This window comes from Rhodoferax sp. (assembly GCF_018780565.1).
GTDB lineage: Bacteria > Pseudomonadota > Gammaproteobacteria > Burkholderiales > Burkholderiaceae_C > Rhodoferax.
Genome location: NZ_JADMJN010000005.1, coordinates 380402 through 394517 on the forward strand (window position 1 = coordinate 380402; position 14116 = coordinate 394517).

A 14116-nucleotide genomic window follows, 5' to 3' on the forward strand; every position below is an offset into this window, starting at 1 on the left:
GGGTTATTTAATCCGAGGGCTTTCGCCGCGAAAGGCCTGGAGTGAGCGGGCCAGACCAGCGTCGACCGGCATAGGCTCCCCTCCCCACTGAGCAGCCAGCAGTTCAGCACATAACACCGAGAAACTCAAACCTCTGGACCCCATGGCGGCACAAAGCCAGAGGCCGGGGTTATCCGCCTGGTAGAGGGGGCCCACAACAGGCAGGCGGTCTGCGCTGACACAGCGTGTGTTTTTCCAGGCCTGGACGCTGCCTTCGGCAAACCGCTTGGCCAGGGCTTGCCCCAGCGTTGGGCACAAGCGCAGAAGACGTTGCAGGTTGGACTGATGGTTTCTTTCGTCCGGCAACGGCGTCAGCTGATCAGGCTGGTAAGTGGAGCCGACGAACCAGGCTGAGCCAGAGCCCATTGGAATCGCCGGAATGACACTGCCCGAACCATTGACGGGGTGGGATGGGAAAAGGTCTTCCTGATTGCCATCGTGCATGGCCCATGACAACTGGCCCCGAACACCGTGCAGGGTCGGCAACTGCTCGGGCCGAATGCCCAATGCTGGCAAGCTCGCCTGCACCCTTGCCAGCAGGGGCAGCGCGCCGCCGGCATTGGCCAGAACGACCCGATCGACGCAGGCCAGCGGCTGACCCAGCGCGTCCAGCAACTCCCACTGATTCTGCTTCTGGCGAAGGTCGGCGACCCTGGCGTTGCCCTGAAAAGTCACTCCCGGTTGCGCCAGCCAGCGTTGTACCAGTTGGCCGGGTTTGAGCCAGGCTGCTTGGGCGTGCCAGATGTCGGGCAGATCCGGCGTACCGTCCAATTGACGCTCGCGTGTGCCGCTGAGTTCCCAGTCCTGCCCTTGGCGCAACAGGCTTCGAGCCTGCTGCAGCATCATTCTCACGCCCGCACGAGAAAGGCGCGACAGCGTGCAGTCATCTGCCGACACGTGCGGCACCACCAACCCCACAGGCAGACCCGATGCACCAAGGGCGGGCTCTGCGCCCTGGTCGAGAACCTGCACCCGCCAGCCGCGTCGGGCCAGTGCAGCAGCGACACTGGCACCGGCCAGCCCGGCACCGATAACGGCGCAACTGCCGATGGCCACAGGATGAGAGATTGAATGTTGGCGCGTTGTTTTGATCGTCCAGCGCGGGTTGAACTCGGCCTGGTATGACCCGCTCGGGGTATCGTTCGGGAGGGCCTGAATTTCAAAGCCACATTGGGTCAGGTCAGCCTGCAGCACAGGGGCATCGGCGGCCACTGCCAAACGGGTTCCGCGGCGACAGCAACGTGCCAGCGCCTTCACCGACCAGATGCTCCAGGGCTGCGCCCCCGCAGGCCCTGTGCCGGCAGCCCTCAGAAAAACCGAATCGGCGAAAAATTGTTGCTCACGCAGCATCGCCATTGATTCGCCCACACACAGAGTGAGCAGTGCCTGGCCACCTTGAAATGACAGACGGTGAAAGCCCGGAAGCAGTCCTGTCCATTCGGGCAACAGTTCTTGAGCCAGCTCGCGGAGTTCGGGGTCGCCCGCCAGATCTGCCAGCAAATCATCCATCGAAGGTGGCGCCAAGCTCAGCGCCACATAGTGCAGCAAGCGTGGCCGCAGCGGGGTGTTTTTCCAGGCTTGCAAGGTGCGGAAAAACTGGAGACCTCGACCGAAATCGGAATCCAGAATACGCCACGCCTGTTGCTGACGCCATGCCTGGGGCAGGCCGCACCCGGTCAACATGGTATTTTCCGCTGGTTCGGCCTTATGCCCGGTGTTTCACGGGTTGGGGGGAACGTAGCCTTGTGCCGCGTCGGCACCATCGCCAAAAAAGTGGTTTTCCATCTGCCGTGCCAAGTACTGACGGGCCCGGGCATCACCCAGGTTAAGCCGGTTTTCGTTGACCAGCATGGTCTGGTGCTTGAGCCAGGCAGCCCAAGCTTCCTTGCTGACGCTTTCCCAAATGCGTTTGCCCAACTCGCCGGGATAGGGAGGGAAGTCCAGACCTTCGGCTTCCTTGCCGAGCTTGATGCAGTTCACAGTGCGTGCCATTTGAAGCCTTTTACTAAATCTTTTGTCAGAGGGGCGACTTTATCAAGCTTTCACAAGCCGCTGTCCGGAAAGGGTCAGGTCCGCGCATTTGAATGCTTGAAATTCTGCAGAATGGCACCAAATCGAAGACATGAACACGACCAAACCATTGCCTACAAAGGAAAATCTGGCCATCACCCATGTGTTGGCTGATTTGCTTGAACGCCTTGAGCACAGCAGTGTGCCGGTGGGTGCCGAGCAATATCGCTCGGTGGTGATGCATCTGGTGAACGAATTCGGTGATGTCATAGCGGGAACCGCTTTGGGCGCATTGCTGGACAATTATCCGGCTGCTGCTGAGCTTTACGAGAACATCAACTATGAGTTGGCGGGCCTGTGTCGCTCCTCGCTTGATCAGTCTCTGGCAGCAGAAAATGAGGCGAAAGCCGTAATCAGACGGGCCATGGCCCAGTCGAAGTAAGATGTGAGCTATGGCAAAAGCAGACACTAAAACGAAAATGCTGGCTGATGGCCTGCGTTACAAATCCAAAGTATCGGGTTCACCCTTCACGGCAGCAACGTCGTTTGGCGCAGCTACGATGTCCTGTTTTCTATGCGGCAAGCATAGGCCGAGGTCTCAAATGATCTCGCGCAAGATACTCGGCAAGTCCCAGGCCGTGTGCTCGCCTTCGTGCAAGGCGCTGGACGAGGCCGCTGGCTGATCCCATGGTTTTTCAGGTTGTGACAGGGTGGCTGGATAACTCTCCTCGCCGCGTGTTCTCGCTTGTCAGTGCGCTTTGTGTGGCGCTGCTGGCGTTTGGCCTGTATTTGCAGCATGTGGTGGGGCTGGAGCCTTGTCCCATGTGCATCGTGCAGCGGTATGCTCTATTTTTGGTAGCTATCATTGCAGGCTTGAGCGGAGCTGCGGACAAGAAAGGCCTGCACATCGGCGGTGCGCTTCTGTTGTTGGCGACGGCAGGTTTCGGTGCTTTTGTGGCCGCCCGGCAAAGCTGGCTGCAGTGGTATCCGCCGGAGGTGGCCAGTTGCGGTCGCGATTTTTACGGAATGATCGAAACATTTCCGTTGCAGCGCGCAATTCCCATGATTTTCAAAGGCGGTGGTGACTGCAGCAAGGTCGACTGGACGTTTTTGGGCGGCTCCATCGCCAATTGGTCGTTCTTGTGTTTTGTTGCAATTGGCCTGCTTTCGCTGCTTCTGCTTGAGCGGTGCTTTCGCAGGAATTGAGCGGCGCATCGTTTGATTACCCTCGTTCCCCAAATTTCTGTTTCGCAGGCTTGTGCTCAGGTTTATCTGTTTCTAGAATAATCACTGACTGATATTGTCTGGATTGGTCATAAATCGGTCCAGAATCTCTCTTCATTGACGCGCACAGTCTCTAATGGTGACCTTGTGCGTTCATGTATTTTGTGAAGATGGAAACAGGTCGAAATCCATACTTGCCTCGCGCATGGTCGTGCGATCACCGGCTTACACAAAAGGAGAGACATTATGTTTCGACTGGTTTCCTACAGCGTCGCCAAGCGTCTGGCATTGCTGATCACAAGTGCAATCGTTGGCTTGGCCATCCTGCTGGCCTTCTTCATGATTACCGAACGCAGCATGCTCTTGCAGGAGCGCCAGGCCAGTGTCCGGCAAGCCGTGGACGTTGCACATGGTCTGATCGTCCATTTCCACGATCAGGCCATAAAGGGCAAGATGACTGAGGATGAAGCCAAGCAACGTGCCTTGGCCGCCCTCAAGCCCCTGCGTTACAACGCCACCGAATATTTCTGGGTGAACGACATGCATCCCAAAATGGTGATGCACCCGATCAAGCCCGAACTGGATGGCAAGGACCTCACTGACAATAAGGACCCAACGGGCAAGCAGTTGTTCGTGGAGTTTGTCAAGACAGTGCAAGCCAGCGGTGCTGGCGATGTTTCCTACATGTGGCCCAAGCCGGGTAGCGATACGCCGGTTCAAAAGGTGTCCCACGTCAAAAGCTTTGTACCTTGGGGTTGGGTGATCGGATCAGGCGTTTACATTGACACGGTTGAATCGGCAATTGTGTCGAGGGCTATGAAGTCGGGCTTTGGTGCACTGGTGCTGGCCGTGGTTTTGTTGGGTATTGGCCTGCTCATCACGCGTAGCATCGTGAGACAACTGGGTGGAGAACCTGGCGATGCCAACGCCATCACGCATCGCATGGCGCAAGGTGATCTGAGCATCGATATTGCCCTCAAGCCTGGTGACGACTCCAGCATCATGCATGGGATCAGGGCCATGCGCGACAACGTAGCGAGCATAGTGGCCCATGTCCGGGAGGGTAGCGAGTCAGTGGCGACTGCCAGCGCCGAAATCGCCCAGGGTAATCAGGACTTGTCCGCCCGTACAGAAAGCCAGGCCAGCGCGCTGGAGGAAACCGCCGCCTCCATGGAGGAACTTGGTTCTACGGTAAAACAGAATGCCGACAATGCCCGACAAGCCAATCACTTGGCGCAAAGCGCCAGCACGGTGGCCGTTAAGGGCGGCGATGTGGTGGCGCGGGTGGTTGACACCATGAAGGGTATTAACGAAAGCTCGCGCAAGATTGCCGACATCATAAGTGTCATTGACGGAATTGCTTTCCAGACCAATATCCTTGCCTTGAATGCCGCAGTAGAGGCTGCAAGAGCGGGGGAGCAAGGCCGTGGCTTTGCTGTAGTTGCTTCGGAGGTGCGGTCCCTGGCGGGTCGCAGTGCCGAAGCAGCAAAAGAAATCAAGCATTTGATTGATGACAGCGTGGCGCGAGTGGAGCAGGGCTCAAATTTGGTGAATCAGGCTGGTGCCACCATGAGCGAGGTGGTCAGTAGCATCCGACGCGTGACTGACATCATGGGTGAGATCAGCGCGGCAAGTTCAGAGCAGAGCTCTGGCGTGGCACAGGTGGGTGAAGCCGTTACGCAGATGGATCAGGCCACTCAGCAAAATGCCGCGCTGGTGGAGGAAATGGCCGCCGCCGCGTCCAGTCTGAAATCACAGGCACTTGACTTGGTGGAGACGGTTGCAGTGTTCAAGCTGGTGGCCTAATACAGGCTGGTTGCGCGCTGGCGCCGGGCCTGAAATGCACACGGGCTCATGATAATTTTTTGACCAAAACCTGGCTTTTGCGATCCCAGTTGTATTTGCGTTTGCGCGCCTCAGGCAGCCATTCCGGGTCAACCAGCACAAACCCCCGCTTGAGAAACCAATGGGTGGTGCGTGTGGTCAATACAAAAATACTGTCCAACCCGGCGGCCTTGGCGCGTTGTTCCACGCGTTTCAGGACCCGTTCACCGTCACCTTGTCCCTGCACCTGGGGCGAAACTGTCAGGGCCGCCATCTCAGCCGTACGCGCTTCCGGGTAGGGGTAGAGCGCTGCACAGGCGAAAATCACGCCGTCGTGCTCAATAACCGTGTAGGTGCCAACGTCACGCTCGATCTCGGTACGGCTGCGCTTGACGAGGGTGCCGTCCTTCTCAAACGGCTCGATCAGCTGCAGGATGCCGCCCACATCGTCCACCGTGGCCTCGCGCAGGCTTTCCAGCTTTTCATCCACGACCATGGTGCCGATGCCGTCGTGCACATACACCTCCAAGAGGATGGAGCCATCTATGGCAAATGGAATGATGTGGCTGCGTTCCACGCCATTTTTGCAGGCTTTGACGCAGTGTTGCAGGTAGAACGCCGTATCCGTGGGCTGATTGGCTGCGGGTAACTCCGCCAGCAGCTTCTCGGCTGCGGCCAAGGGCAACTCGGTATCGATGGGGTTGTCGTCGCTGGCGGGTTCGGTAGCGCGCATGCGAATGCCTGGAATTTCCGTGACGAAAATCAGCTTGTCGGCCTGCAGGGCCGTGGCCACCGAGGTCGCCACTTCTTCCATGGTCAGGTTGAAGGCCTCGCCGGTGGGAGAGAAACCAAAAGGCGACAGGAGCACCATCGCGCCAAAGTCCAGTGTGCGCATGATGCCGGCGGTGTCCACCTTGCGCACAAGCCCTGAATGCTGGAAATCCACCCCGTCCACAATACCGACCGGTCGCGCGGTAATGAAGTTGCCAGAAATAACCCGCACTGTAGAGTCGGCCATGGGCGTGTTGGGCAGGCCCTGGCTGAAAGCCGCTTCGATCTCGTAGCGTAATTGCCCTGCGGCTTCCTGAGCGCAATCCAGCGCCACCTCATCGGTAATCCGAATGCCGTGGGAATATTTGGGAATATGGCCCTTGGCTTTGAGCTGCTCGTTCACCTGAGGACGAAAGCCATGCACCAGCACCACTTTCACGCCCATGCTCTGGATCATGGCCAGATCTTGCGCCAAATGGTGCAGTTTGCCGGCGGCGATGGCTTCGCCAGCAATACCCACCACAAAAGTCTGATTGCGAAACTTGTGGATGTAGGGCGCCACTGAACGAAACCAGGGCACAAAGGTGAAGTTGAAAACAGAGGACATGCGGTCGGGGTTCGGTTTTTCGGTGCGTGGGCTGGGATAATCCCCGATTCTCTACGAAGTTATGACCTTGACTGCCCAGCCCCTCCAAATCGAGTTTCCGCAATCCCTGCCCGTGTCGGGTAAACGCGACGAGATCATGGCCGCGATGGAGAAGCACCAGGTCATCATCGTTTGCGGGGAAACCGGCTCGGGCAAGACCACCCAGTTGCCCAAGATCGCGCTGGCCATGGGGCGCGGCAAGCTGAACTATCCGCCGGGCAAGGGCAAATTGATCGGCCACACCCAGCCGCGGCGCATTGCGGCCAGCAGCGTGGCCAAGCGCATTGCCGAAGAGCTCAAGACGCCTTTGGGGGATGTGGTGGGCTTCAAGGTCCGGTTTCAGGACCGGCTTGGCCGTGACGCGTCCGTCAAGCTGATGACCGACGGCATCTTGCTGGCGGAGACGCAAACCGACCCGTTGCTCAAGGCTTACGACACCATCATCATCGACGAGGCGCACGAGCGCAGTCTGAACATCGATTTTCTGCTGGGCTACCTGCGCCAGATTCTGCCGCGTCGGCCCGATCTGAAAATTGTGGTGACTTCGGCCACCATTGACGCGCAACGTTTTGCCGACCACTTTGCCTCGCGCAACGGACCTGCGCCCGTCATCATGGTGTCGGGCCGGATGTTTCCAGTAGAGCAGCGTTATCGACCGTTTGAAGAGTCGCGTGAGTACGACCTGAACTCGGCCATCGCCGACGGCGTGGATGAACTGTGGCGCGATGTGCATAACAGCGGCGACATTTTGGTGTTTCTGCCCGGCGAGCGCGAAATTCGCGAGGCAGCGGACCATTTGCGCAAACACCTGAGCCATCAGCCGCTGTTCCGCAACGCCGAGGTGCTGCCACTTTTCGCGCGTTTGAGTCAGGCCGAACAGGACCGGATTTTTGACGGCCATACCGGGCGGCGCATTGTGCTGGCCACCAACGTGGCAGAAACCTCCTTGACGGTGCCGGGCATCCGTTACGTCATTGACGCAGGTACCGCGCGCATGAAGCGCTACAGTTTCAGGAGCAAGGTGGAGCAGTTGCTGGTCGAGCCCATCAGCCAGAGTTCGGCCAACCAGCGTGCCGGTCGATGCGGCCGGGTGGCCAACGGCATTTGCATACGGCTCTATGACGAAAAAGAGTTCAATGGCCGACCGCGCTTTACCGATCCCGAAATCCTGCGCAGTTCGCTGGCCGGCGTGATTTTGCGGATGAAGTCGCTGCACCTGGGCATCGTCGAGGAGTTCCCGTTCATTGAGCGCCCCTCGGGTCGCGCCATTGCCGATGGCTACCAGCTTCTCAACGAGTTGGGTGCGGTGGACGATGCCAATGAATTGACGGCCATGGGCCAGGAGTTGGCCAAATTGCCGCTGGACCCGCGCGTGGGCCGCATGATTCTGGAGGCACGCAGTCGGGGCGCTTTGGATGAAGTGCTGGTGATTGCCTCAGCCTTGTCGGTGCAGGATGTCCGGGATCGCCCGATGGAGGCACAGCAGCAAGCCGACCAGGCACATGTCAAGTTTGATGACGAGAAAAGTGAATTCAGTGGTTACCTGAAGCTGTGGAAGTGGATTCACGATGCACGCGGTGGTTCGCACGATGCCGGTGCTTCACACAAACTGAGCAACCGCCAGTACGAGCAACTGCTGCGCCAGAACTTTGTCAACATCCGCCGCGTGCGCGAGTGGCGTGACATCCATTCGCAATTGCACACCGTGGTGGCCGAGCACAAATGGCGGCTCAACACCTTGCCTGCCAACTACGAGCAGCTGCACCTGTCCATGCTGTCCGGTCTGCTGGGCAACATCGGCTGCAAACTGGAAACCGAAGGCGCCTCGGGTGAGTATCTCGGCGCACGTGGCATCAAGTTTTATGCCCATCCCGGTGCGCATCTGGCCAAGAAGCCAGGCCGCTGGATCGTCGCCGCCGAACTGGTGGAAACCACGCGGCTGTTTGGCCGCGGCATTGCGAACGTCGAGCCGCAATGGCTGGAGCAGGTGGCAGGCCATCTGCTGAAAAAACAATTGCTTGACCCGCATTGGGAAAAAAAGGCGGCTGAGGTGACCGCGCTCGAGCGGGCCACCTTGTACGGCATCGTCATCTACAGCGGGCGCAAGGTGAACTTCAGCCGGGTGGATAGGGTGTCGGCGCGGGAAATCTTCATTCGCCAGGCCCTGGTCGATGGTCAGTGGGAAACCAAGTTGCCGTTTCTGGAAGCCAATCAGAAGCTCATCAAACAGGTGGAGGACCTGGAGCACAAGGCACGCCGCCAGGATGTCCTGGTGGACGAAGAACTGATCTTTGCGTTCTACGACCAGCAACTGCCTTCCGACGTGTGCAGCGGCTACAGCTTTGAGAACTGGTACCGTGAGGAAATCAAGAAACAACCCAAACTGTTGCTATTGACGCGCGAAGAGCTGATGCGCCACGAAGCCGCTGGCATCACCACCCAGTCCTTCCCCAAAACGATCCGCCTGGGTGGTGTCGACTGCGCTGCAACTTACCTGCATGAACCAGGTGATGCCAAGGACGGCCTGACCGTGACCGTGCCGCTGTTTGTGCTGAATCAGGTGAATGAGGAGCGCTGCGAGTGGCTGGTGCCCGGCATGCTCAGGGAAAAGGTACAGGCGCTGCTCAAGACCCTGCATCAGCGTCCGCGCTCGCGGCTGGTGCCTTTGCCCGAGACGGCCTCCCGGATGACCGAGCTGCTGAACGCTCCGGAGGCTTTTGGTCAGGGCGCCCTGCTGGACGCGCTGCTGAAGCTGGTACGCGCGGCCACCTCGATTGACGTCGTTCGCGCCGATATCAAGGTGGACATGCTCAGCCCGCATTTTTTCATGAACTTCCGGGTGGTAGACGAGCATGGTCGCCAGCTCGGCACCGGCCGCAACCTGGGGGCCCTGAAAGCCGAGCTCGGCGCGCAGGCCCGTGGTGCCTTCCAGGCTCTGGCGGGATTGAAGCTGGCCAAGGATGCCGCTGCGCTGCCTATTTCCAAGGAAAATCAGCCCGTGGCCCGCGTATCTTCTACAAAAGAAGCTATAAAAAACGCAGCAAATTCAGCAAGCCCGGTGGGCCAGCGTCACACCGCGTGGACTTTTGGTGAATTGCCCGAGCTGCTCGAAATCCAGAAAGGTGGTCAAACCCTGATTGGCTACCCGGGTTTGATCGATGCGGGCGATGCGGTCACGATCGAGGTGTTCGATGAGCCCGATGTGGCCGCTGCCAAACACCGCGCCGGATTGCGTCGCCTGTTTTCCCTGCAAATCAAGGACGCGCTCAAGTACCTGGAAAAAAACATTCCCGATCTGCAGAAAATGGCGGTCACCTTTATGCAGGTGGGCAAGAGCCCGGATGGTTCCGGTGGCGGCACCATTGAGGAACTGCGAGAGCAGATCATCGCCGTGGCACTCGACCGGGCTTTTCTGCTGGATCCTTTACCCACCAATGAATTTGATTTCAAACGCCGGGTGGAGGAGGGCAGGGGGCGCCTGACCCTGATCGCCAACGAAGTGGCGCGTCTGGCCGCCACCATCCTGACCGAGTACGCGGCAGCCGCCCGCAAGATCAAGGACACCAAGAACGCACCGGAGGCCACCGCAGACGCGGCCCAGCAGTTGGCGCGCCTGATGCCCAAGCGCTTTCTCACGCTGTCCCCCTGGGGGCCGCTGCAGTACTTCGCCCGCTACCTCAAGGCGATCACCGCGCGGTTGGACAAATACCGCGCCGACCCGGCTCGCGACGCCGCACGCATGACCGAACTGCGTCCGCTGGAGCAGCGCTACTGGCGCTTGGTGGCCGAGCGCAAAGGTGTGAGCGACGAGCGCATGCAGGAATTCCGCTGGTTGCTGGAAGAGTTGCGCGTGAGCTTCTTTGCACAGGAGTTGCGCACACCACAACCGGTGAGTGTGAAGCGGCTGGAGAAGGCGTGGGGGCAGTTGAACAGTTGATCCGGTCTTGTGCGCCCGGTTTTTGTGGCCTTTCTCCCCGTGGTGACAACATGCGGTACGGCTTGCTGCTAAGCTCGCGACTGCCACCTATCGGCAATATTTCTTAGAAGCTATCAGGAGACACAATGGCCCAGACAAACACAAACCGTCGCACGTTCATGGCCGGCACGACCGCTGCCTTGGGCAGCATGGCGCTGCCTTCGCTGGCGCAAGCACCTGCGTTCCCAACCAAACCCATCCGTTACATTTGCCCCTGGCCTGCGGGTGGCTCTACCGATGCGGTCATCCGAGCGCTGGCCTTGAGCGCGAGCAAGACCCTGGGACAGTCCATCGTGGTGGACAACAAACCCGGCGCTGCCGGCTTGCTGGGCGCCAATGAACTGGTCAACGCCAAACCCGATGGCTATACCGTGTCGCAATTGCCTCATGGCGTTTTTCGCGTACCGCACATGCAAAAAACGCAGTTCGATCCGCTCAAGGATTTCACCTGGATCGCCTGCCTGACAGGCTACACCTTCGGACTGGTGGTGCCCAGTGATTCGCCCATCAAGTCCATCAAGGACCTGGTGGCCTATGCCAAAGCTAACCCGGAGAAATTCACCTACGGTTCTACCGGCACGGGTACCAGTCCGCATCTGGCCGTGGAAGAGTTTGCGCAACGTGCCGGCATCAAGCTGACCCACGTGCCTTTCAAGGGCAATGCCGACAACATGCAGGCGGTGTTGGGTGGCCACGTCATGGGTGCCAGCGATGCAACCGGTTGGGGCCCTCATGTGGAGTCGGGCAAGCTGCGCTTGCTGGCCACCTATGGCAGCAAACGAACCAAACGCTGGGCGCAGGTGCCCACGCTGGACGAGTTGGGTTACCAAACGGTCTCGGATTCGCCTTTTGGCGTGTGCGGCCCCAAGGGCATGGACCCCGCCATCACCCGCACTCTGCACGATGCCTTCAAGAAAGCGATTGAAGACCCCGCGGTGTTGGCGGTGTTCGAGAAATACGACCAATCCGTGATCTACATGAACACCGAAACCTACACCAAGTTCGCCCGCGACAGCTTTGTTGCGGAGAAAGCCACCATCGAGCGGCTGGGCTTGGCAAACAAGGGCTGATTCAGCGCGCTACAGTGCGGCCAACCGGGCGAGCGCTGCATGCAGCGTCTCGTCTTTTTTGGCAAAGCAGAACCGCACCACGCGCTGGTCAAATCCGTTGCCGTAAAAAGCTGACAGCGGGATGGCGGCCACGCCGATCTCCGAGGTCAGCCATTTGCAGAATTCCGTTTCCCCCAGATCGCTCACCTCCGAGATATCCACGCACTGGAAGTAGGTGCCTTCGCTTGGCAGCAGCTTGAATTTGGTTTGCTTGAGGCCTTCCCGAAACAGATCCCGCTTGCGTTGGTAAAACGCCGGCAGCTCCAGGTAGGGCTTGGCATCGCTCATGTAAGTCGCCAGCCCGTATTGCACCGGGGTATTGACGGTGAACACGTTGAACTGGTGTACTTTGCGAAACTCGGACGTCAAGGCAGCGGGTGCGGCCACGTAGCCCACTTTCCAGCCCGTCACGTGGTAGGTTTTCCCAAAGCTGGAAACAATGAAAGCACGGGCAGCCAGACCGGGGAAACGCGCCGCACTTTGGTGCTGCTGGCTGTCAAACACCATATGTTCATAGACCTCGTCGCTGATCAGCAAAACATTGGTGGGTGCGAGAATTTCTTGCAGGCGCAGCATGTCCGCAGCGGTCCAGACCGTGCCGCTGGGGTTGTGAGGCGAGTTGATCAGGATCGCACGGGTTTTCGATGTGATGGCGGCGGCAATCTTGTCAAAGTCGGGGCGGAAGGTGCCTGGCGTCAGGGGCACTCGCACCGGTATACCTCCGGCGAGTTCGATGTTGGGAACGTAGCTGTCGTAGCAGGGCTCCAGCACGATGACTTCGTCACCTGCGTGCACCACAGCCAAAATAATAGTGATGATGGCCTGGGTGGCCCCGGCAGTCACGGTGATTTCATTCGCGGCGTTGTACTGGTGGCCATAAAGGGCCTTGACCTTCGCAGCAATGGCGTCCCGCAGCACCGGCACACCTGTCATGGGCGGGTACTGGTTGAGACCTTGCTTCATTGCATCCGTCACCACATCCACCAATTTGGGATCGCAGTTGAAGTCGGGAAAACCCTGTCCGAGATTGACGGCATTTTTTTCCGCCGCCAGCGTGGACATGACGGTGAAGATCGTGGTGCCCACATTGGGCAGTCTGGATGTCAGGGGGGGCGTTTGTGGGTTCATAACTCGTAGTCGTTGACATGGCCGGTCATGGCGCGGGCGACCAGATCGCGGCTCAGGCGGTCACTCAGCAATTCGGCAAACTTGTAGACAAAGTTGCGCAGGTAGGCACCACGTTTGAACGCGACCCGGGTCACATTCTGGCCAAACAAATGACCCGCCGGACGTACCACCAGATCACTCTTCATACCTTCTTCCACAACATCACGCACCGCCATTTCAGCAGCGATGCCCACACCCAGGCCCAGGCGGACATAGGTTTTAATCACGTCCGAATCGATCGCTTCCAGTGCGATGCGGGGCTCCAGTTTGCGCAGGGCAAACGCGTGGTCGATCTTGGTACGACCGGTATAGGCGGGGTGGTAGGTAATCAAGGGCTCATGCGCAATGTCCTCCAGCGTGATGTGTTCCTTCAGGCACAAGGGGTGGCCCAGGGGCAGAACCAGCACGTGCTGCCATTCATAGCAGGGCAGGGTCACCAGTTCCGAATAGCCTGCCAGGGACTCGGTGGCTACGCCAATCTCCGCCACTTCGTCAATCAGCATGCGAGCCACCTGTTCGGGCGAGCCCTGGTGCAGGCTGACATTGACCTTGGGATAGGCTTCGCGCAGCTTCGCCACGGGCTCGGGCAGCACATAGCGCGCCTGGGTGTGGGTGGTTGCAATGGACAGCGTGCCGCTGTCTTCGGCGCTGTACTGCTCACCAATACGTTTGAGATTGCCAACCTCGCGCATGATCAGCTCGATGCTCTTCAAGACATGTTGTCCTGGTTCGGTGATGCGTTTAAGGCGTTTGCCATGTCGCACAAAAATCTCGATGCCCAACTCCTCTTCCAGCTCGATGATGGCTTTGGAAACGCCGGGCTGCGAGGTGTGCAATGCCTTGGCGGCTTCGGTCAAATTCAGATTGCGGCGTGCCGCCTCTTGGACAAAGCGAAATTGGTGTAAATTCATATCAAAATTCAACTAAAGAATAATTTTATTATGCCTTGGTTGTATATTGAATCGGCGAAACCGCTTCACGACAGCGCCATTTGAGCCATGAGTTCGATCATTTGAGGAGCCTCGCCAATTGCCGCTCTCAAGTCAAACGCAATTTGCGGGTGGCTCAACCGGAGTGCGTCCACCAGCAAGGGCAAATCTTCCCGCGCATGCTTGCCAACGCCCAGAAACATCGGAACTATTGTGATGCGGGTGACGCCCAGTGCCGCAACATCGGCCACGCTGGAGGGCAGATCCGGCGCCATCAGTTCAAGGTAGGCGCAGCGCACCTGAACTTCGGGGGACATAGTTTGTATGCGATGAGCCACGGCCTCAATGGGCTTGCTCCACAAGGGGTCACGTGATCCATGTGCGAACAGGATCGTGCCACGCAAAATTTCGGAGCGCATAG

At 58.7% G+C, this 14116-nt stretch carries 12 protein-coding genes; 6 read left to right on the forward strand and 6 right to left on the reverse strand.

What is annotated here, in order from left to right; genetic code table 11:
- Window positions 1-3: 3 nt before the first annotated feature.
- Window positions 4-1722, reverse strand: coding sequence for an FAD-dependent oxidoreductase (locus IV109_RS09270; protein WP_296695143.1), 1719 nt, complete (start codon window positions 1720-1722; stop codon window positions 4-6).
- A gap of 36 nt (window positions 1723-1758) precedes the next feature.
- Complete coding sequence (locus IV109_RS09275) at window positions 1759-2031, reverse strand: oxidative damage protection protein (protein ID WP_296695145.1); 273 nt, start codon at window positions 2029-2031, stop codon at window positions 1759-1761.
- Window positions 2032-2161: 130 nt separating this feature from the next.
- Between IV109_RS09275 and IV109_RS09280 the strand changes: the two genes are divergently transcribed.
- The 4 genes from IV109_RS09280 (at window position 2162) to IV109_RS09295 (ending at window position 5079) form a co-directional block, all read left to right on the forward strand.
- Window positions 2162-2491 (forward strand): hypothetical protein, encoded by a 330-nt coding sequence (locus IV109_RS09280; protein WP_296695148.1) that lies wholly within the window; start codon window positions 2162-2164, stop codon window positions 2489-2491.
- A gap of 10 nt (window positions 2492-2501) precedes the next feature.
- A complete protein-coding gene (locus tag IV109_RS09285) occupies window positions 2502-2732 on the forward strand; it encodes a hypothetical protein (protein ID WP_296695151.1) in 231 nt (76 codons plus the stop codon).
- A gap of 4 nt (window positions 2733-2736) precedes the next feature.
- Window positions 2737-3255 (forward strand): disulfide bond formation protein B, encoded by a 519-nt coding sequence (locus tag IV109_RS09290; RefSeq protein WP_296695152.1) that lies wholly within the window; start codon window positions 2737-2739, stop codon window positions 3253-3255.
- Between the two features lie 264 nt (window positions 3256-3519).
- The gene (locus IV109_RS09295; RefSeq protein WP_296695155.1) at window positions 3520-5079 is read left to right on the forward strand and encodes a methyl-accepting chemotaxis protein; all 1560 of its coding nucleotides are present in this window, start codon (window positions 3520-3522) and stop codon (window positions 5077-5079) included.
- A gap of 46 nt (window positions 5080-5125) precedes the next feature.
- On the opposite strand, the gene argA is transcribed toward IV109_RS09295, so the two are convergent.
- Window positions 5126-6475 carry an amino-acid N-acetyltransferase gene (gene argA, locus IV109_RS09300; protein WP_296695157.1) on the reverse strand — a complete coding sequence of 450 codons (1350 nt, stop codon included), beginning with the start codon at window positions 6473-6475 and terminating at the stop codon, window positions 5126-5128.
- A gap of 61 nt (window positions 6476-6536) precedes the next feature.
- On the opposite strand from argA, the gene hrpA reads away from it, so the two are divergent.
- Together hrpA and IV109_RS09310 are read left to right on the forward strand one after the other, a co-directional pair.
- Window positions 6537-10451: an ATP-dependent RNA helicase HrpA gene (gene hrpA / locus IV109_RS09305; protein ID WP_296695158.1), complete on the forward strand. Its 3915-nt coding sequence runs from the start codon at window positions 6537-6539 to the stop codon at window positions 10449-10451.
- Window positions 10452-10576: 125 nt separating this feature from the next.
- Window positions 10577-11560: a tripartite tricarboxylate transporter substrate binding protein gene (locus IV109_RS09310; RefSeq protein WP_296695160.1), complete on the forward strand. Its 984-nt coding sequence runs from the start codon at window positions 10577-10579 to the stop codon at window positions 11558-11560.
- Between the two features lie 9 nt (window positions 11561-11569).
- Here IV109_RS09310 and IV109_RS09315 read toward each other — a convergent pair whose 3' ends face one another.
- From IV109_RS09315 to IV109_RS09325, 3 genes are all read right to left on the reverse strand, one after another.
- On the reverse strand, window positions 11570-12727 hold the full coding sequence (locus IV109_RS09315; RefSeq protein WP_296695162.1) for a pyridoxal phosphate-dependent aminotransferase: 1158 nt from the start codon (window positions 12725-12727) through the stop codon (window positions 11570-11572).
- Window positions 12724-13677, reverse strand: a complete 954-nt coding sequence (locus tag IV109_RS09320) for a CysB family HTH-type transcriptional regulator (RefSeq protein ID WP_296695165.1) — start codon at window positions 13675-13677, stop codon at window positions 12724-12726. Before IV109_RS09320 ends, IV109_RS09315 begins: the two co-directional genes overlap by 4 nt.
- Before the next feature lie 65 nt (window positions 13678-13742).
- Window positions 13743-14114 carry a CbiX/SirB N-terminal domain-containing protein gene (locus tag IV109_RS09325; protein ID WP_296695167.1) on the reverse strand — a complete coding sequence of 124 codons (372 nt, stop codon included), beginning with the start codon at window positions 14112-14114 and terminating at the stop codon, window positions 13743-13745.
- Window positions 14115-14116 lie beyond the last annotated feature (2 nt).